The 17,956-nt window shown below is 55.4% G+C and carries 15 protein-coding genes; 9 read left to right on the top strand and 6 right to left on the bottom strand.

The window, feature by feature from the left end; all coding sequences use genetic code 11:
- Positions 1-47 precede the first annotated feature (47 nt).
- From ACLTX1_RS05305 to ACLTX1_RS05320, 4 genes are all read right to left on the bottom strand, one after another.
- The gene (locus tag ACLTX1_RS05305) at positions 48-1,385 is read right to left on the bottom strand and encodes a penicillin-binding transpeptidase domain-containing protein (protein WP_412267011.1); all 1,338 of its coding nucleotides are present in this window, start codon (positions 1,383-1,385) and stop codon (positions 48-50) included.
- A complete protein-coding gene (locus tag ACLTX1_RS05310; RefSeq protein ID WP_412330576.1) occupies positions 1,382-3,292 on the bottom strand; it encodes an FtsW/RodA/SpoVE family cell cycle protein in 1,911 nt (636 codons plus the stop codon). Before ACLTX1_RS05310 ends, ACLTX1_RS05305 begins: the two co-directional genes overlap by 4 nt.
- 27 nt (positions 3,293-3,319) lie before the next feature.
- Positions 3,320-4,000: a UDP-N-acetylglucosamine pyrophosphorylase gene (locus ACLTX1_RS05315; RefSeq protein ID WP_176819546.1), complete on the bottom strand. Its 681-nt coding sequence runs from the start codon at positions 3,998-4,000 to the stop codon at positions 3,320-3,322.
- Positions 4,001-4,168: 168 nt separating this feature from the next.
- Positions 4,169-4,930: a nucleoside phosphorylase gene (locus ACLTX1_RS05320; protein ID WP_412330577.1), complete on the bottom strand. Its 762-nt coding sequence runs from the start codon at positions 4,928-4,930 to the stop codon at positions 4,169-4,171.
- 187 nt (positions 4,931-5,117) lie between these two features.
- Here ACLTX1_RS05320 and ACLTX1_RS05325 point away from each other — a divergent pair, with 187 nt between their 5' ends.
- The 9 genes from ACLTX1_RS05325 to ACLTX1_RS05365 all read left to right on the top strand — a co-directional run bounded on the left by ACLTX1_RS05325 (position 5,118) and on the right by ACLTX1_RS05365 (position 15,579).
- Positions 5,118-6,851 carry an ABC transporter ATP-binding protein gene (locus ACLTX1_RS05325; protein ID WP_412330578.1) on the top strand — a complete coding sequence of 578 codons (1,734 nt, stop codon included), beginning with the start codon at positions 5,118-5,120 and terminating at the stop codon, positions 6,849-6,851.
- Complete coding sequence (locus tag ACLTX1_RS05330; RefSeq protein WP_412330579.1) at positions 6,848-8,632, top strand: ABC transporter ATP-binding protein; 1,785 nt, start codon at positions 6,848-6,850, stop codon at positions 8,630-8,632. Before ACLTX1_RS05325 ends, ACLTX1_RS05330 begins: the two co-directional genes overlap by 4 nt.
- Positions 8,633-8,853: 221 nt before the next feature.
- Positions 8,854-10,845 (top strand): LTA synthase family protein, encoded by a 1,992-nt coding sequence (locus ACLTX1_RS05335; RefSeq protein WP_412330580.1) that lies wholly within the window; start codon positions 8,854-8,856, stop codon positions 10,843-10,845.
- Complete coding sequence (locus tag ACLTX1_RS05340; protein WP_373367788.1) at positions 10,823-11,752, top strand: hypothetical protein; 930 nt, start codon at positions 10,823-10,825, stop codon at positions 11,750-11,752. Before ACLTX1_RS05335 ends, ACLTX1_RS05340 begins: the two co-directional genes overlap by 23 nt.
- Positions 11,753-11,856: 104 nt before the next feature.
- Positions 11,857-12,417 (top strand): GTP cyclohydrolase I FolE, encoded by a 561-nt coding sequence (gene folE, locus ACLTX1_RS05345; protein ID WP_176819551.1) that lies wholly within the window; start codon positions 11,857-11,859, stop codon positions 12,415-12,417.
- 10 nt (positions 12,418-12,427) lie between these two features.
- On the top strand, positions 12,428-13,261 hold the full coding sequence (gene folP, locus ACLTX1_RS05350; protein WP_412263247.1) for a dihydropteroate synthase: 834 nt from the start codon (positions 12,428-12,430) through the stop codon (positions 13,259-13,261).
- Position 13,262: 1 nt separating this feature from the next.
- Positions 13,263-13,625 (top strand): dihydroneopterin aldolase, encoded by a 363-nt coding sequence (gene folB, locus ACLTX1_RS05355; protein WP_308449808.1) that lies wholly within the window; start codon positions 13,263-13,265, stop codon positions 13,623-13,625.
- Positions 13,622-14,122, top strand: coding sequence for a 2-amino-4-hydroxy-6-hydroxymethyldihydropteridine diphosphokinase (gene folK, locus ACLTX1_RS05360; protein ID WP_395506677.1), 501 nt, complete (start codon positions 13,622-13,624; stop codon positions 14,120-14,122). Before folB ends, folK begins: the two co-directional genes overlap by 4 nt.
- 185 nt (positions 14,123-14,307) lie before the next feature.
- Positions 14,308-15,579 (top strand): murein hydrolase activator EnvC family protein, encoded by a 1,272-nt coding sequence (locus ACLTX1_RS05365; RefSeq protein ID WP_316688264.1) that lies wholly within the window; start codon positions 14,308-14,310, stop codon positions 15,577-15,579.
- A 222-nt stretch (positions 15,580-15,801) separates the two neighbouring features.
- On the opposite strand, the gene ACLTX1_RS05370 is transcribed toward ACLTX1_RS05365, so the two are convergent.
- On the bottom strand, positions 15,802-16,848 hold the full coding sequence (locus ACLTX1_RS05370; RefSeq protein WP_412263243.1) for a hypothetical protein: 1,047 nt from the start codon (positions 16,846-16,848) through the stop codon (positions 15,802-15,804).
- 2 nt (positions 16,849-16,850) lie between these two features.
- A complete protein-coding gene (locus ACLTX1_RS05375) occupies positions 16,851-17,849 on the bottom strand; it encodes an NADH:flavin oxidoreductase (RefSeq protein ID WP_308449812.1) in 999 nt (332 codons plus the stop codon).
- Between the last annotated feature and the right edge of the window lie 107 nt (positions 17,850-17,956).

Here is a 17,956-nt window from a genome sequence, read left to right on the forward strand (position 1 = left end):
AAGGTGGACGAAACTTTATTCGTCGCTTCGCTGTGGTTTACGGAAGATCAGTTCCCTGTAATGGCGTTTAAGGCGGCGGAGACGACTTCACCGGCGGTATAGAGTCCGGAGGAGCCCTCCTGCACGCACACGGCGAACGCATACGGGGTGCTTTCGTCCTCCGAGAAACCGACGATCCAGCAGTTCGGGTTTTTATCGTCGAGCTCGGCGGTGCCGGTTTTGGCACACAGCGAATAACCGTCGAAAAGATACTCGCCGTAGTAATTGACGACGTTGTTGCGCATCATGCTGTGGAGAGAAGCGGCAGTGGAGCTATCCGTTAAGGTGTAGCTCGTGCGGCTTTTGCCGCCCGTGAGGTATGGTTCCGGTGTAGAGCCGCCGTTTGCGATGGCGCCCATCAAAAGCGCCATGTGGTACGGGTTTGCCATGACATCCGCCTGACCGACGGAGCTCCACGCGAGGTCTATGGCGCTGGTGGAGCTGCTTAAATTGGTACTGCTTTTGTCGGTGGTGACGGAATCAAACGAGAAGTTTTTACCGAAGCCCATTTCTTCGGCTTTCTTTTTGAGGTTTTCCGCGCCGATGTCCTCCGCAAGCTGCGCAAAGTAGAGGTTGCAGGAATAGCCGAGCGCCTGCTCGAGGTTCAGCTCGCCATGGTAATTGAGACACGTCACCTTGCCGGAGCCGATGTCCATTTCTTCTTCGCAGGTATAGGTGCGGGTGTCCCAATCGGGCAGGTACTCCATGGCGGCAGCCGCTGTGACGAGCTTAAAGATGGAGCCCGGCGTGTAGGTGGAGGAAAGCGTGTGGTCGAGGAAAACGCCGTTGTATTCTTCGTTGTCGTTGAGGTCTTCCGGGACGTTCATGGGGTCGTATGTGGGAGCGCTGACCTTGACGAGTACCTCGCCGGTCTTATAGTTATAGACAAACGCGGAGCCGTTGCGGCCGTTGAAGGCGTTGTACGCGGCGGCGCTGGCGTTGGCATCTACCGTTAAAACGAGGTTGTTGCCGAGGTCCGAAAGCACGGTGCGCGCAAGGCCCGTGATGGGGTTATAGCCCACGAGCTGCGAGCGGTGCACGGCCTGCACGGCGGTGCCGATGTAGCCGCTGGAATCGCCCACAGTGTGGAGCAGTGCGCGGCGAATGTCTTCACTTTCGGCGTAAACGCGGGAGCCGTCCTCCGTTTTGGCGAGCACCATGCCGCTGCGGTCTGTGATGGTACCGGCGGAAACGGCGGTGTCATCGCCGTAAATGTGACCGTTATACGGCTGCGTGGCCCATGTGGAGCCGTTTAACGCGAGGTTGATGAGGAACCAGACGAAGCCGCCGCAGAAGGCGAACAGCAAAATGTAAAGGACAAAAGAGCGAAAGCCGGTCGTTTTCATCGGCGGTCACCATCCTTTCTGCGTGTGCGGGACTGACCCGGCGAGAGGTTTTCTTCGGAAATATGGACGCGGTATGCGCCGCGGGAACGCGGGGCCGTGTTTTCGGCGCGGGTATTCACGCGGGGCCGCGGCGTGGGCGGGTCGTTCGGGGAGTAGCGCGGCGGGGTGAAGGAAATCGTGTCTTCGTCGGCCTCGCCTTTCGGGTGTCTTCCCGCACGGCGGGCAGCGTAGGTGCGTTCATCGGACGCTTTGAGGAATGCCAGAAGCCCCCAGACAGAGATCATACTGGAGCCGCCTGCGCTGATGAACGGCAGCGTGACGCCGGTGAGCGGCAGAACATCCGTGGGGCCGAAGACATTGAGCGCGGCCTGAAAGAGCAGCATGCCCGAGACGGCGCACGCCGCGATGGCGTAGAACGTGGAGCGACTGCGTGTGACATCGCTGCGGGCGTAGAGGATAAAGAGGACGAGTGCGAACAGCACCGCCATGCCCATTAAAAGGCCCTGCTCCTCGCACAGCATACCGAACACGAGGTCGCTGTCGCCGGCGGCGACATATTTTAAGATGCCGTTGCCGAGGCCGAGACCGAAGAGGCCGCCGCTTGCGATATACGTCATGGTGCGCACCTGCTGGTAGCCGAGGCTGTCCTGTGTGTGCTCCCACACGTGCATCCAGCCCGAGAAGCGCTGGGCAACGTAGGGTTTAAACTGCAAAATGAGGAACACGCCGAAGCACGCTGCCGCGAGGATGAGGAAAATGGTGCGGAAGCTGCCGGAGCGCATGAACGCGATGATGAGGAAGCAGGCGAAGAAGATGAGCGCCGTACCGAAATCGCGCATGAGGAACAGGAATGCGAGGCAAATGGCGGCGAACACGATGAACTCCGTGATATTCTTTTTCGTCTGCAAATGGTCGAGCGTAGACGCGCCGACGAACACGAATGCGATTTTGATGAACTCCGAGGGCTGGAAGCTGAACGGCCCGATGAAGATCCAGTTGCGGGAGCCGTTGACGTCTTTGCCGAGCACAAGGTTTGCAACAAACAGCAAAATGGCGCCGATGGCGATGTAGAGCCGCAGCTTCATGACGCGCTCGAGGTCGCTCATGAACCAAACAAGGAAGCAGAAAAGCACAATGCCGATGCCGAACGCGGCAATCTGCATTTTAACGGTGTCGAGCCCCTCACCGCTGAGGAGCAGGATGCCGATGCTGCTGAGGAGCAGTCCAACGGTTTCAATCTCAAAGCTGACGCGCTTTAAGATGCGGCGGGAGAAAAAGTACAGCACCCAGCTTGCCGTGAACAGAATCACGAACGGTGCGGCGGGGTAGAGGCGGAATTCGCCTGTGCCGATCATCAGTTGCAAGGTGAGCGACATCTGAACGAGCGTGACGACGAGCATCAGCTTAAAGGGGGACGCCGCCTCTTTGGAAAAGCCGGTGAACATGCTGCGCTTTTTCTGCGGCACGTCGGACGCGTTACGCAGCGTGAGCGTGGTGGATCCCATGCGGATTTTGTCGCCGATCTGCACGAGCGTGGGCTCTGTGATCTGTTTATTGCGCACGCGTGTGCCGGCGTGGGAGCCGGTATCGCACACGAACCAGCCCTCTTCGCGGCGCATTAAAACGGCATGGTCGCGCGAAACGGAATTATCGGGTATTTGAATATCGCAGCTGCGGCTGCGCCCAATGGAATTTTCCCAGTACAAAACGGGGAAATGCGCGCCGGTGGCGGCATCCTCCAGCATGACGACCGGGTCTTTGCGGCGCTGTCCCTTTTTAAACGAGGTATAGCAGCGCCAGATGACGTACAAAACCATCAGGACGGTGACGGCGCGCACGAGCACAAGGGCGGTGGAAAGCAGCCCGGAGCCGAGTATACGCGTGATGAGTTGCTTTAAAAACTCCATAAAGACCTCTTTTCTTTACGGCGAAGATCAGTCGTGAATTTCGGCGACCTCACCGGCCTTTTTATAGATGTGGTTCGCGGGCACGAAGCCGCGCACCATGGAAAGCGGATAGACGCGTGCGTTTTTGCCGACGACCGTGCCGGGATTCAAAACGCTGCCGCAGCCGATTTCGGCGTGGTCGCCCAGCATGGCGCCGAATTTGCGCATGCCGGTCTCTACGCGTTCGCCGTCCTTTAAGACGGTGACGTTCGAGTGATCCTGCTTTAAGTTCGACGTGACGGCGCCCGCGCCGGTGTGGGCCTTATGGCCCATGACGGAATCGCCGATGTAGTTATAGTGCGGGGCCTGCGCGCCGTCGAACAGGATGGCGTTTTTCACCTCGGTGGAATTGCCGACGACGCAGCCTGCGCCGATGAGCGCGTTGCCGCGGATAAATGCGCCGGGGCGCACCTCGGTCTCCGGCCCGATGATAGTGGGGCCTGCAATGTAGACGTTCGGGTAAAGTTTGGCGCTTTTCGCGACCCACACGTCTTCACCGCGCTGGTCGTATTCTTCGGGCGAAAGTGTTTTGCCGAGCGCTTTAATGAACTCGCCGATCTTCGGCAGCGCCTCCCACGGGTAGGTGCAGGCTTCAAGCAGCGGGCGCGCCGCGGTGTAGCTGAGATCATATAAGGCGCGGACGGTCAATTCTTCATGTTTTACGTTCATATTCATGTTCCTTTCTTGACTCAATCGTACTGAAATTCCGACTCTGCGGAACGGACTTGCGACTTTCCCATAAAACCCATTTTATCATTTTATATAGTATAATACAACTCCCCGCACATTTCCAGTCTGTGCGGGGAGAATTCAGGTTTTCTTAACTTTTTTGTATGTTTACAGGTACTCTAAGGTGCGGATGGCGGCTTCCATGTAGATCTCGCCGGCATCCGTGCCGAGCTTATTTAAGTTGCGGGCGTCCCATTTTTCGCCGGAAAGGGAATCTGCCGCCCACATGAACTGGGCGAATTTGACGTTTCGGAACGCCGCGACGGTCGCCATGGCGGCACATTCCATCTCGACGACGGAGCAGCCTTGCTTTAAACGCTTTTCAACCTTGCCGCGCGTCTCACGAAAGAATGCGTCGGTCGTCCATGTTTTCACGCGGGCATAGGGGACGTCCATGTCTTCGAGCGCTTGGCAGACGGCATCTACACAGGCAGGCTCGAGTACGGCTTCCTCGGCGGGCGGGGCGTAGTGGTAGCTGGTGCCCTCATCGCGCACGGCGGCGTAAGGCACCAGAATGTGCCCGGCGGTGATGGTGTGATCGAGTGCGCCGCAGGAGCCGAGCATCAAAAACTTTTTCACGCCGTGGGGGATCATCTCTTCCATGATGCCGCAGGCAGACGGCGCGCCGACGCGCATGCACATCAGCGCAAACGCGGTGCCGTTCGGCGCAGTGCAGCGATAGACCGGTTCTCCACCGTTGCAGTCCTGATATTGCATGATGACTTCGCCGTGAAATTCCGCCGCGTATTTCTCCGTAAGCGGGCGGGAGAACACGCCGATGAGTGCCTCCGGCATATTTTCCATCGGGTGATAGAATTCGCTCGGCTCAATGACGGCTGTTTTCTCCGGGTCAAAATCTGTGTGGATCATGGAATTCCTTCCTTCGTTTTCGCAAACGGTAAATTTTATCCATTATACCACGGGTGGGCTTTTTGTCAAGCAAAGGCTTAAATTTACCAAAATATTTTATGATTATATTGAAAAGTTGTGCGGGATACGCTATAATAGTTGCAAATACAACTATTGAGAGCTTCTTAGGGGAAAGAGGGCATGTAATTTGAAAAGACTGGCGGTGTATTTAAAACCGTTTTTGCCGTGTATGGGCATGGGCATCAGCTTTAAGGCGGTCGGTACACTTGTGGAGCTTGCGATCCCGTGGATTTTGTCGTATATCATTGACGATCTGATCCCGCTGAAAGAAATTCGCCCGGTATGTCTGTGGGGTGGATTGATGATCGTGTGCTCGCTTATTGCGTGGGGCGGCAACATCACGGCGAACCGCATGGCGTCCGCTGTGGCGCGCGACTGCACGCGGCAGATCCGGCATGACCTGTTCCAAAAGATCTCGTATCTTTCGGAAAGCAGGGTCGATGCGTTCACAATTCCGTCGCTTATTTCGCGTATGACGAGCGATACATACGTTTTGCACCAGACGATTGGCATGATCCAGCGCATCGGCATCCGTGCGCCGCTGCTGCTTTTTGGCGGCATCATCGTATCCTTGACGATGGACCCGATGCTGACGCTCATTATGGTGGCATCCTTACCCATCGTGGGCGTAATTGTATTTTACGTCTCGCGAAAAGGTGCGAAGCTTTTTAAGATCGTGCAGAAGGCTTCCGATTCCATGCTGCGTGTGGTGCGTGAAAACGCCGTGGGCGTGCGCGTCATCAAGGCGCTTTCCAAATCGGACTATGAGCGTGCGCGGTTTAAGAAGGTGAACGACGATCTCACCGAAAAGGAGCGCACGGCAGAGAGCACCATGGCGCTCATTAACCCGGTGATGAGCCTTTTGCTGAACCTCGGCATTGTGGCGGTTATCACGGTGGGTGCGGTGCGCGTGAACAACGGCACCTCCGAGATCGGCAAGATCATCGCGTTTATGAATTTATACACCATCGTTTTGAACGCTTTAATGGCGATTAACCGCATTTTCATGATGCTTTCACGCGCATCGGCTTCCTCTGCGCGTGTATTGGAGGTGCTGGATACGCCGGTGGAGCTTTTCGAGACTGAGCCGCGCTTCAGCTTTTTGCCGAAGGACGTGCCGCACGTGGAGTTTGACCACGTGACGTTCCGCTATGCGCGCGGCAGCTTTGCGGTGCGGAACATCGATTTTGCGTTAAAGCGCGGCGAGACGCTCGGCATTATCGGCGCGACAGGCGCGGGTAAATCGACGATTATTCGTTTACTCATGCGTTACTACGACGTTTCGGAGGGCTCCGTGAAAATAGACGGCGTAGATATCCGCGACTACGCGACGTCCGATTTACGCGCGAAGTTCGGCGTGGTGTTCCAAAACGACACGCTGTTTAAGGACACGATACGCGAGAATATCCGCTTAGGGCGAAACCTGACGGACGAGCAGCTTCTGGAAGCGGCACGACGCGCACAGGCGCTGGAATTTATTGAAGAACAGGGCGGCCTGGACGCGCCGATCGCCATTAAGGGCGCGAACCTTTCGGGTGGGCAGAAACAGAGACTGTTGCTTGCGCGCGCGTTGGCGGGCGACCCGGACATTTTGCTGTTGGACGACTCCTCGAGCGCGCTCGATTACAGGACGGACTCGAAGCTGCGTGAAGAAATTCGCCTGCATTGTGCGGACGCGACAAAGATCATCATTGCGCAGCGCATCAGCTCCATCATGCATGCGGAAAAAATCATGGTGCTCGAAAACGGCAATGTCATCGGCATGGGTACGCACGAAGAATTGATGGAGACCTGTCCGCTTTACCGTGAGATCGGGGAGTCGCAGATCGGCGAGGGACTCGCAAAGGAGGTGCACGCATGAAAAGGCCGGAAACCGTGCAAACGGAAAAACACGAAAAGCCCAAAATGAAAAAAACGGCGGTGCTGTCGCGCCTTTTGCCGTATTTGATGCGCTACAAATTTTTGATGCTCGGGGCGATTTTACTGACGGTCGGCGGCAATTTGCTTTCACTGGCGGGACCGTACATTTCGGGTCTTGCGGTGGATGCGATGGAGCTCGGCCGCGGCAAAGTCAATTTTGAAAAGGTGGGCTGCTACGGCGTTCTGATGGTTGTGATGTACGCGATATCCGCAGCACTTTCGTATGCGCTGACGCGCCTTATGATCGTCATCAGCCGCCGCGTGGTGAACACGATGCGGCACGATGTGTTCCAAAAGCTGAGCGAGCTGCCGGTCGGATACTTCGATACACACCAGACGGGCGACATTTTGAGCCGTATTTCGTATGACATCGACACCATCAACACCTCGCTTACGAATGATATGGTGCAGGTGTTCGCGAGCGCCGTCACAGTCATCGGCGCGCTCATCATGATGCTTTCCATTTCGCCGACGCTTGTGCTGGTGTTTGTTTTCACCGTACCGCTTTCGATGTTCATGACGAAGAAGATCACGGGCTTTACGCGGCCACTGTTCCGCAAGCGCTCTGCAAAGCTGGGCGAGCTGAACGGCTTTGTGGAGGAAATGATCAGCGGGCAGAAGACGCTGCGCGCGTATAGCCAAGAAGAAAACACCATTAAGAAGCTCGATAAACAGAACGACGAGACCGTGGACGCGTACTACCGCGCCGATTATTACGGCAGCATGGTGGGACCCTCCGTCAACTTCGTCAACAACCTTTCGCTTTCACTCGTCAGCTTTTTCGGCGCACTGCTGTTTTTGGGCGGGTCAATCTCTATCGGCAACATTTCGAGCTTTGTACTGTACTCCCGCAAGTTCAGCGGGCCGATCAACGAAATCGCGAACATCATCGGCGAATTGCAGTCGGCGTTTTCGGCGGCGGAGCGCGTGTTCCGCTTACTGGATGAAGAGCCCGAGGTCGCGGACAGTCCGAATGCCGAAGGCCTTACCGAAGCTGAGGGTGACGTAGACCTTTCGCACGTGAACTTCGGCTACACAAAGGACAGACAGATCATCAAAGATCTCTCGCTGCATGTGCCGAAGGGCGCGCTTGTGGCCATTGTGGGCCCGACGGGCGCGGGCAAAACGACCATCATCAATTTGCTGATGCGCTTTTACGATGTGGACAGCGGAGAGATTACGCTTGACCATAAGCCGATCAAAGACCTGACGCGCCGCAGTTTGCGCCTCAATTACTCCATGGTCTTGCAGGACACATGGCTTTTTACGGGCACGGTGTATGAAAACATCGCCTACGGCAGCGAAAAGGCGACGCGCGAAGACGTGGAGCGCGTGTGCAAGGCGTGCGGCATCCATGACTACATCAGGACGCTGCCGGCCGGTTACGAAACGGTGCTCGAGGACGACGGCGCGAATATCTCAAAGGGACAAAAGCAGCTGATGACCATTGCACGCGCGATGCTGCTGGAGTCGTCCCTGCTCATTCTGGACGAGGCGACCTCAAACGTCGATACGCGCACGGAGCTGCGCATACAAAAGGCCATGCGTACGCTGATGGCGGACAAGACCTGCTTTGTCATTGCGCACCGCTTATCGACCATTCGCAACGCGGATATGATCTTAGTCGTGCGCGACGGCGAGATTGTGGAGCGCGGCACGCATGAAAGCTTGATGCAGGGCGACACATTCTACCGACATTTGTATAACGCACAGTTCGCGTAAAAACGCAGAAACGGGGGCTGTTATGAGACGTATACGGAGAACACTGCCCCACGCGGCGTGGATGCGAAAGATATTCAGGCTGCAAAGGCGCGTGAAGCGTAAAATGCGGCCCCAAAAATTTTAAGAAAATACTAAGTTGAAACCGCTTGAAAAAATTCATTTTCGGTCTTATAATCATGCTGAATACGCAGTTCTGAGAAACTGTGAGCAGGAGACCGGGGGTGGAGGACATCAGGCGGTTTTTACATACGCTGTACGGGCTGTTTGAAAAGGGAACGCGCATTCGGGGTATTTTGGGGTGCTTTCTCGGCGGATTACTTTTGAATATCGTCATAGAGTTGATGGACAGGCAGAGCTTTTCCGCTGTTTTTGTGCTGCTCGAATCGCACCCGCTGGCGTTTTTGGAAAACGTGCTGATTTTGACGTTTTCCCTTTCGCTGTGCCTGTTTTCCAAGCGGCGGTGGTTTTTCGGCATTTTGATCGGCACGGTGTGGCTTGGACTCGGCATTGCGAATTTATATGTGCTCAGCTACCGCGTTTCGCCGCTTTCCGCCATTGATTTTGCGATTTTGCAGCTCGATTGGTCGTTTATCGGCATTTACATGAGTGTACCGGCATTTATTTTGCTTGTTATTGCGGTGATTTTGCTGCTTGCGGGGCTTGTGATGCTTTTTAAAAAGTGCCCGAAAAGCCCGGTGCACCGGCTCTTTAACACGGCGGTGAGCGTGATACTCCTTTGCGCATGCATTGTCATTCCGTATCTGCCGACGTCCTTAGGCTTCGGTGAGAATACATATACGGATGTTATCCGTTTGACAGAGAATTACGGCTTTACGTACACGTTTACGCGCAGTCTCGTTGACACGGGTATCGACCGGCCGGAGGATTACTCCGCCCGCCGCGTGCGCGCCATTGCAGCGGAGGTGCTGCGCACAAAGGACAAAGCGCCCGAGGACGTGCCGAACATCATCTTTTTGCAGCTGGAGTCGTTTTTCGACGTGAACCGCTTAAAAGACGTGACGTTCTCCGAAAACCCGGTGCCGTATTTTGAAGAGCTGAAGGAGACATGCCCCAGCGGGTATTTCACCGCGCCGTCCGTTGGCGCGGGCACGGCGAACACGGAATTTGAGGTCATCACGCAGATGAATGTGCAGGACTTCGGCACGGGCGAATATCCGTACAAGACGATTTTGCAGGAAACGCCGTGTGAGTCCATCGCGTATGACTTAAAAAAACTTGGGCTCGCGTCGCACGTCATTCACAATAACACGGCGACATTCTATGACCGCAACATCGTGTTCCCGAAGCTCGGGTTCGATTCATTCACGACGCTTGAATACATGAACCACGTGGAGACAAACGAAATCGGCTGGGCGAAGGATAAGATTCTGACAAAAGAGATTGTGCGGGCGCTTTCCGAAACGGAGGAACGCGACCTTATTTACACCATTTCGGTGCAGCCGCACGGCGCGTACCCGGTGGAGAGCGAGACGGCGGATATCAAAGTGCTTTCCGGCATAGAAGACCCCGCTTTGCGCGGACAATTGGAATATTACGCGACGCAGATTCACGAGGTGGATGAATTTCTGCGCACGCTGACCGATGTGCTGACGACGTGGGAGGAGCCGACCGTTTTGGTGCTGTACGGCGACCACATGCCGTCGCTGGAGATCAGCAAGGATATGCTGGACCTTTCTGCGGGCGGCCTGTTTGAAACGGAGTACGTCATTTGGAGCAACTGCGGCGTGGGGGGTGCGGATAGAAACGTGAAGGCGTATCAGCTTTCGTCCCGTGTTTTGGAGCTTTTAGACATCGACGTAGGCACACTGACGAAATTCCACCAGTTAACCCCGTGGCGCGGTGCATACGAAACGGAGCTGCGCACGCTGCAATACGACATGCTGTACGGCGACCGTGTGGTGTACCACGGCGAGCAGCCGTTTGAGGAGACCGACATGCGCTTCGGCACGCGGGACATCACCGTGAACACGGCGTATGTGCAGAACGATATGCTGATGGTGCGCGGCAAAAATTTCACGCCGTACAGCGTGATTTACGTGGACGGCAACGCGAAGGAGACGACGTTCCTGTCCGAATACGCCGTGACCTGTGCGGCGGACGACATAGAAAAAGGCGACCGTGTGACGGTGCGGCAGGTGGCGGAGGACGGCACGGAGCTTTCGGAAGCCATTGCCGACCCGTACGGGGATTAAATCGGAGGGAAACGTGACAGCGTACTATCATTTGCCCGGCTTATTTGAATTTTTCGAGCTGTACAGTGTGTTTTTGCCGCTGTACGGAGCGCACAGAGAATATTTTTACGAGTGGTGCGAGATCGCGTCTGTTTACGGCGCGCCGGCGGACTGCCTTTGGGGCGGCGGACGCCTCGGCGACGGCGAGCACGACCCGCGCGCGGTACTCTCGCTCATGCAGGAATATAACATCTCCGCGCGGCTGACGTTCAGCAATTCTTTGTTGGAGGAAAAGCATTTATCTGACCCGAAGTGTAACACGCTGTGTAAGCTGTTTGCGGAGAGCGAAAGCCCGCAAAACGGCGTGATCGTGCATTCCGATTTACTGTTAGACTATTTAAAAAAGACGTACCCGGGGTTGTATTTTGTTTCGTCTACGACGAAGGTGCTGACGGACTTTGAAGACTTTAAACGGGAGCTCGAACGCGAAGATTTTCGGTTTGTCGTGCCGGATTTTCGGCTGAATAAACAAGTTGAAAAGCTGAACGCGCTGCCGCAGGCGCTGAAGGACAAGGCGGAGTTTCTCTGCAACGAGTGCTGCTCTTTCGGCTGCAAAGACCGCAAAGCGTGTTATGAAGCGGTGAGCCGCAAAAACCTCGGTATAGACGGCCCGGAGCACGTCTGCACCGTGCCGAATGCAAAGGAGGGCTACCGCTTTTCAAAGGCGATGGAGAACCCGGGTTTTATCGGTGTTGCAGATATACAGAACGTATATCTGCCGATGGGCTTCACGAACTTTAAAATTGAGGGTAGGGGACTCGGCAGTGCGCTCATTTTGGAATTTCTGCTTTACTACATGACAAAGCCGGAATACCGGCTGCGCGTGCGGGAAGAAATATATTTAGACAACATGCTCGATCTGTTTTGAAGAAAGCACGGTTTGCGGCAAATTTCGCTGCGGGCCGTTTCTTTTTCTCAGCTTCTGTGCTATAATGACGGAAACGAGAAACATGAGGGAAAGGGTGTTCATTTATGGATCTGGAACGAATCGAAAAAGCGGTGCGGGAAATTCTGCTGGCTGTTGGAGAAGACCCGGAGCGCGAGGGCCTGCAGGAAACGCCGAACCGTGTGGCACGCATGTATGCGGAGATTTTCTCGGGGTTAAAATCCGACCCGAAGCAGCATCTCAAAATTTTCCACGAAGAGGGCGAGCACGACGAGCTCGTTTTTGTGCGGGACATTCCGCTTTACTCCGTATGTGAGCACCATTTGCTGCCGTTCATCGGCAAGTGCCATATTGCGTATATCCCGCGCGACGGCAAGATCATCGGGCTTTCCAAATTTGCCCGTATTGTCGATTGCTTTGCGCGGCGTCCGCAGGTGCAGGAGCGTCTGACGGCGCAGATTGCGGACTTTATCGAAGAAAACCTGAATCCGCGCGGCGTGGCGGTGTTCATTGAAGCGGAGCACCTGTGCATGACGATGCGCGGCGCGCGTGCGGCGGGCGCTTTGACGCAGACCTCTGCCTTGCGCGGCTGCATGCGTACGGAAGCGAAGACCCGCAACGAGGTCATGCTGCTGCTCGCAAAGTAAGGAGACCGATATGACGGAATTTTACGCGGCGGGAAAACACTTTCCGCTGAACAGAACCTATGTGATGGGCATTTTGAACGTGACGCCGGATTCGTTTTCCGACGGCGGCAAGTATTTTGACCCCGAAAAAGCGGTGCGCCACGCGGTAGAGATGGAAGCGCAGGGCGTGGACATTGTGGACATCGGCGGGCAGTCCACCCGCCCGGGCAGCGTGCGCATCTCACCCGAAGAAGAATGGGCGCGCATTGAAAACGTGGTGAAGGCAGTTGCGGAGAAGACGAATCTTGCTGTTTCCATCGACACGTTTTACCCCGAGGTGGCAGAAAAAGCCCTCAAAGCCGGCGCACATATCATCAACGACGTGACGGGTTTTGCACCGGAAATGTGGCGCGCGGTGGAAAACACCGACTGCGGCTGCATCGTGATGCACCCCGGCGATCCGGATGACCTGAACGGCGCGGGCGGCGACATTTTGGAACGCGTTCGGGCATTTTTCGAGAAGAAAACGACGGAAGCGGAACAGCGTGGCGTCAATAAAAATCGCCTTTGCTTCGACCCGGGCATCGGCTTTGGCAAGACAAATGAGGAAAATTTCGCGCTTATCGCAAACCCGGAGAAAATCCGCGTGCCGGGTACGGCACTTTTGATGGCGGCGTCGAGAAAACGCGCTATCGGTGCTGTTTGCGGCAACCCGCCGTTTGAAGACCGCATGGCGGGCACGGTGGCGGCACATACGGCATCGGTGCTGTTCGGCGCAGACATGGTGCGCGTGCATGATACGTTTGAAGCGGTGCAGGCGGCGCGCGTAGCGGACGCGATAAAGCAATTCAGAAAGGGAGTATAAAATGGAAACAATACGTATTAAGGGCCTTGAGATATTTGCCTACCACGGCGTGAACCCGGAGGAAAAGGAAAACGGCCAGAAGTTTATTTTAGACATTGCAATGCAGGCGGACATTTCCCGCGCGGCGCAGACAGATGACCTCAACGAGACTGTGAACTACGCCGCCGTGCGCAAAACGGTGAACGCGGTGTTCACGGCGCAGAAATATGACCTCATTGAGCGCGCGGCGCAGGTGGTATGCGATGCGATTTTGGAGAACTACCCGAAGGTGCAGAGCGTGACGGTGGAGCTGAAAAAGCCGGAAGCGCCCATCAACGCGGTGTTCGATTACGTCTCGGTCGAAATGACAAGGAGCCGTGCATGAAGCGCGTCGTCTTGGGGCTCGGCACAAATTTAGGCGACCGCCGGGAAAATCTGCGCGCAGCGCTCGCGGCGCTTTCGCATTTGCCGAAAACGGAGGTCGAAAATGTTTCTTCCGTGTGGCAGACCGCGCCGTTTGACGTGCCGGACGAGCAACAGGACTATTGGAATATCTGCGTTTTGCTGAAAACGGAGCTTTCGCCAAGCGCGGTGCTCGGCGCGTGCCTCGGCATAGAGGCAGCGATGGGGCGCGTGCGGGAAATTTACCACGGTGCACGGTGCATGGACTTAGATGTTTTGCTGTACGAGGGCTTCACACAGCGCGAAAAGGAGCTCAATGTGCCGCACCCCGGCATTTTGGAGCGCGCGTTCGTGCTGTTCCCGCTTTTGGAACTGTTTCCGGAAAAGAATGCGTTCGGCTTCGATTTTGCGGACGCACCGGGCTTTAAAGACGGGGACGACGTGCAGCGCGTCGGCGCGGCGAAAGAAATCTTGGATTGATATTTCTAATGCAGAAAATTGAGGAAGCTAAGTGCTTCCCTTTTTTCTTTTGAAATGTAAACTTTCCGTGTCTGATTACAGAAAGATTTCAAAAAGCCTTGAAAAAGTTACCGAATTGTAATATATTATAAGGGTAGAGTTTTTTTAGGACTCTTGATTTTTGTGAAAACACGGAGTTAATCGATATGAAGATGAAGAAAAAAAGCTTGCGTTTTGTGGCCGGTGTGCTGGCGGTGACGATGCTCATTTCCTCCAACTCGGTCTTTGCGACCACGACGGCAGAATACGATGAGCAGATTGAATCCATTAAATCACAGCAGGCGGAAAATGAAGCCGAGGCCGAGCGCCTTAACGAAAAACTTGATTCGCTGCGCGACCAGACGAGTGAAGCCGAAGCATATCAGGCAACGCTCGAAGAGCAGATCACGACGTACCAGACGAGCATCGACCTTGCGGTGCAGAACATTACGCAGCTCAATACGAACATCACGAACCTCGAAGCCGAGATTAAAAAGGCGGACGAGGAATATGCCGATACATTTGCGGAATTGAAAGTCCGTTTGCGCTCGCTGTATGCTTCCGGCGGCAACCTGACGACGCTGCAGATCTTATTTGATTCCACGAGCCTTTACGATTTTTCCATGCGCTCCGAGGCAATGAAGACCATCACGAAGCACGACCGCGAGCTGATGGAGAAAATCCGCCTTTACCGCATTCAGACGCAGGATCAGCGCGATGAGCTCAACAAAGAAAAAGAAGAGCTTGCCGACCAGAAGAAAGACCTTGAAAAGAAGCAGGAAGAATTGCAGGCGCTCGAGGAAGAAAACCAGAAGCTCATCGACGAGCTGAATGTCCAGAGCAGCGAGACGGAAAGCGATTTGGCGGCGGCCGAGGCGGCGAAGGAAGATTACGTTTCGCAGCTTGACCAGCTTATTGCAGACCGAAACGCGCAGGCCGAAAAGGAAGAGGAAGCACGCCGTCAGGCAGAAGCGAACCAGAATGCCGCGAACAACAACTCCGGCAGCGGCAACACGTCTTCCGGCTCGGGTAACACGAGCGATGTTTTGAACACCGGCGACCTTTCATTCAGTTGGCCGCTTGCGGGCTACGGCTACGGCAGCATCACACAGTATTTCGGCGGCATGTTCAGTGGCTCGCCGCACGGCGGTGTGGACATCGGCGTTCCGTACGGTACCCCCATTTACGCGGCGGAATCCGGCCAGGTCATCTCTGCGGAGTACCACTGGTCCTGGGGCAATAACGTGCTCATCTGGCACAACGGTACATATTCCACGCGCTACGCGCATTGCAGCTCGCTTGCGGTTTCCGCAGGCGAATATGTGGAAAAGGGCCAGATCGTCGGCTATGTCGGCTCCACAGGTCAGTCCACGGGCAACCACCTCCACTTTGAGGTCTACCAGAACGGCACGCGCGTTGACCCGCTGAATTTCGTGTAAGATAGCTTATAAAATGATAAACACTCCAAAAAGTTGGTTTTAACCGCTTTTTGGAGTGTTTTTTTATGTGGCGCAGGGTTTTAGAGAGTTACAAAGAAGTGCCTGTTTGTGCGGGTAAAAACGGTCGGTTATAATAAATCCGAAGAAAGGCGGAAAGCCGAAACGGAAGGGGATTTTCCACATGAACGAAGTCATAGGCTCACAATTTTACCGCTCAAGTTTTTATAGAAGAGGAAATGTCTCGGGTGCAAACGGCGTTTCATGGAAGACGATGCGCCACGTGATCTTCTTCGGAGGCGCAAAATGCAGCGCCGAGCAGGCGGTCAGCACGGTTTTGTCTTCGCTTTTTGCCGTGACAAACAGCGCCGTGGGTCCGTCTGCGCCACCGATGATGCCGATAACGGCAGCGTTTTGCGCTTCGGGCATGAACGGGTAGTCCTTGGGCGCTTCGCGCTCAACAGGCGGATCGTTCTGCGCGCAGTCCTCAACGGAGATGAGGTTTTTCGGCGGGGCAGGCGAGACCGTATAGGTCATTGCGGTAAATCGATTTGGAAAATCGAAACGCGCGTCGGAAAAAGCGTTTTTCGGCAGCGTCTGCGGCTCCAAATTCTGAGCCGTCAGCGTGTACGGTATGCCGTTATGGGAAAACGTAAATATGTCGCCGGGCTTTTGAACTTCAAACTCCGCGCCGGGCACGCGCACGGGCTGCGGGGTCAGCGTCAACGCGAGCGACGAAATGCTTTTCGGGCGGCGCTTCGTCTTCCACGGGAACGAATAGCGGTGAATCGCCCAGCCGTCTTCGGGGTTTAGCCCGTAGTGGTCGATGATCGCGCGCTCGGTGGGCGTGTCAAAATCGATTTCGTCTTCGTCGAGTGCAGGCTCACAAGCCGCAGCGTTTTGAAACAGCGGGTGGTACGAAAGCCCGTGACCCTGCGAAAACGGGAGCGTCTGTCCGTTCAGCTCAATTTGCGGCGAAAACTCAAAAGCCAGCGGATTTTCGCGCTCCGCCTGTTCGAATACATCGTTCGGCACGTCTTCATCTTCAAGGTGCTCCCATTTTTTACAGAAATCTTCGAGCGCCGCTTTATCAGCGCGCATGAGAATGTCGAGCACAAGTCCTTTTGCGGTAAGGTACGCCGCGGGCACGTACCAATCGCGTCCCGCAAAGCGGAACTTTTGATTTAGCTTGAGCACCTGCCCGGGGTGGCTGCCGTCCGGGCTTTTGCCGCCGAAGCTGCCGTTAAAGTAGACTTTCCACACGTCTTTCATGGTTATTCCTCCATTTCCTTTTTCGCCCAGTCGGCGTCCTTGAAAATCGCGCGGCCTACGCCGATGAGGTCGGCGGCGCCTTCCTCAAGCAGTACTTCGGCTTCGTTCGCCTTTGTCACGCCGCCCGTCAGAATGACCGGCACATGCACGGCTTCGCGAATCGCGGAGGAAGCGTCCGAAAAGAAACCGGGGCCCTTTCTGTTTTTCACCGTAAAGCCGCAGAAGCCGCCGGAAATATCGAGCAGGTCAACACCGGCTTTCTCAAACTTTTTGCAGGCATACACCGCGTCGTCAATGGTCGCGCCGCTCTCGGTGTAGTCGCTCGCGCCGAGACGCAGGGCAACGAGGTAATCCGCGCCCACGGCTTCGCGCACCGCGCGGATGACGTCCAAAAGCAGGTGAATGCGCCCGTCGAGGTCGCCGCCGTAAGCATCCGTGCGCTTGTTGCCGAGCGGGGAGTAGAACTGGTCAAGAAGATACCCGTGTGCCGCATGAATTTCTACGCCGTCAAACCCGGCTTCTTTTACGCGCAGCGCGGCTTCGGCAAACTTTTTTGCAACGGCGTGCATGTCGTCCGCGGTCATTTCGCGCACGGGCTTTTCGCTTTTGCGTGCATACTCCGGCTGTGCCGTGACGCTCGCACTGATTGCCGGATAGCCGGTGATTTCCTCCATTGCCGCGCTGCCCGCGTGGTTGATCTGCGCGATGACGGCGGTGTTGTTTTTATGAATAGTCTCCACAAGCTTTGTAAGGCCCGGAATATCGGTGTCGCGCGAAACGGAGAGCTGGCCCTCGTGCGCCTTGCCCTCGGGACTGATGTAAGCGTGTTCGGTGACGATGAGTCCGATGCAGCCGCCTTTGGAGCGCGCGTCGTAGTATGCGAGCAGGTCGTCCTGCACGGTACCGTCCGGCGTTTTGCCGGTTGCCATCGGCGGCATGACAAGGCGGTTTGCGAGTTCCACATTATGGACGGTGAGCGGGGTGTGCAGAAGTTTGTTCATGGTGAAAATTCCTTTCCGTTCGGTTTTTAAAGCGATGCTGTTTTATTTGATATCATGCAGAAATTACTTTTTGGTGCAGTGTACTGAGGATGAGCACAGTATATCAC

The organism is Hominenteromicrobium sp., assembly GCF_046974225.1.
Taxonomy (GTDB): Bacteria; Bacillota; Clostridia; order Oscillospirales; family Acutalibacteraceae; genus Hominenteromicrobium; species Hominenteromicrobium mulieris.

Excerpts from the sequence above, each read along its gene's own strand:
- folB (WP_308449808.1), top strand. The coding sequence starts at position 13,263 with ATGGAAACAATACGTATTAAGGGCCTTGAGATATTTGCCTACCACGGC.
- ACLTX1_RS05305 (WP_412267011.1), bottom strand. The coding sequence starts at position 1,385 with ATGAAAACGACCGGCTTTCGCTCTTTTGTCCTTTACATTTTGCTGTTC.
- folK (WP_395506677.1), top strand. The coding sequence starts at position 13,622 with ATGAAGCGCGTCGTCTTGGGGCTCGGCACAAATTTAGGCGACCGCCGG.
- ACLTX1_RS05330 (WP_412330579.1), top strand. The coding sequence starts at position 6,848 with ATGAAAAGGCCGGAAACCGTGCAAACGGAAAAACACGAAAAGCCCAAA.
- ACLTX1_RS05375 (WP_308449812.1), bottom strand. The coding sequence starts at position 17,849 with ATGAACAAACTTCTGCACACCCCGCTCACCGTCCATAATGTGGAACTC.
- folP (WP_412263247.1), top strand. The coding sequence starts at position 12,428 with ATGACGGAATTTTACGCGGCGGGAAAACACTTTCCGCTGAACAGAACC.
- ACLTX1_RS05320 (WP_412330577.1), bottom strand. The coding sequence starts at position 4,930 with ATGATCCACACAGATTTTGACCCGGAGAAAACAGCCGTCATTGAGCCG.
- ACLTX1_RS05315 (WP_176819546.1), bottom strand. The coding sequence starts at position 4,000 with ATGAACGTAAAACATGAAGAATTGACCGTCCGCGCCTTATATGATCTC.
- ACLTX1_RS05370 (WP_412263243.1), bottom strand. The coding sequence starts at position 16,848 with ATGAAAGACGTGTGGAAAGTCTACTTTAACGGCAGCTTCGGCGGCAAA.
- folE (WP_176819551.1), top strand. The coding sequence starts at position 11,857 with ATGGATCTGGAACGAATCGAAAAAGCGGTGCGGGAAATTCTGCTGGCT.
- ACLTX1_RS05365 (WP_316688264.1), top strand. The coding sequence starts at position 14,308 with ATGAAGATGAAGAAAAAAAGCTTGCGTTTTGTGGCCGGTGTGCTGGCG.
- ACLTX1_RS05310 (WP_412330576.1), bottom strand. The coding sequence starts at position 3,292 with ATGGAGTTTTTAAAGCAACTCATCACGCGTATACTCGGCTCCGGGCTG.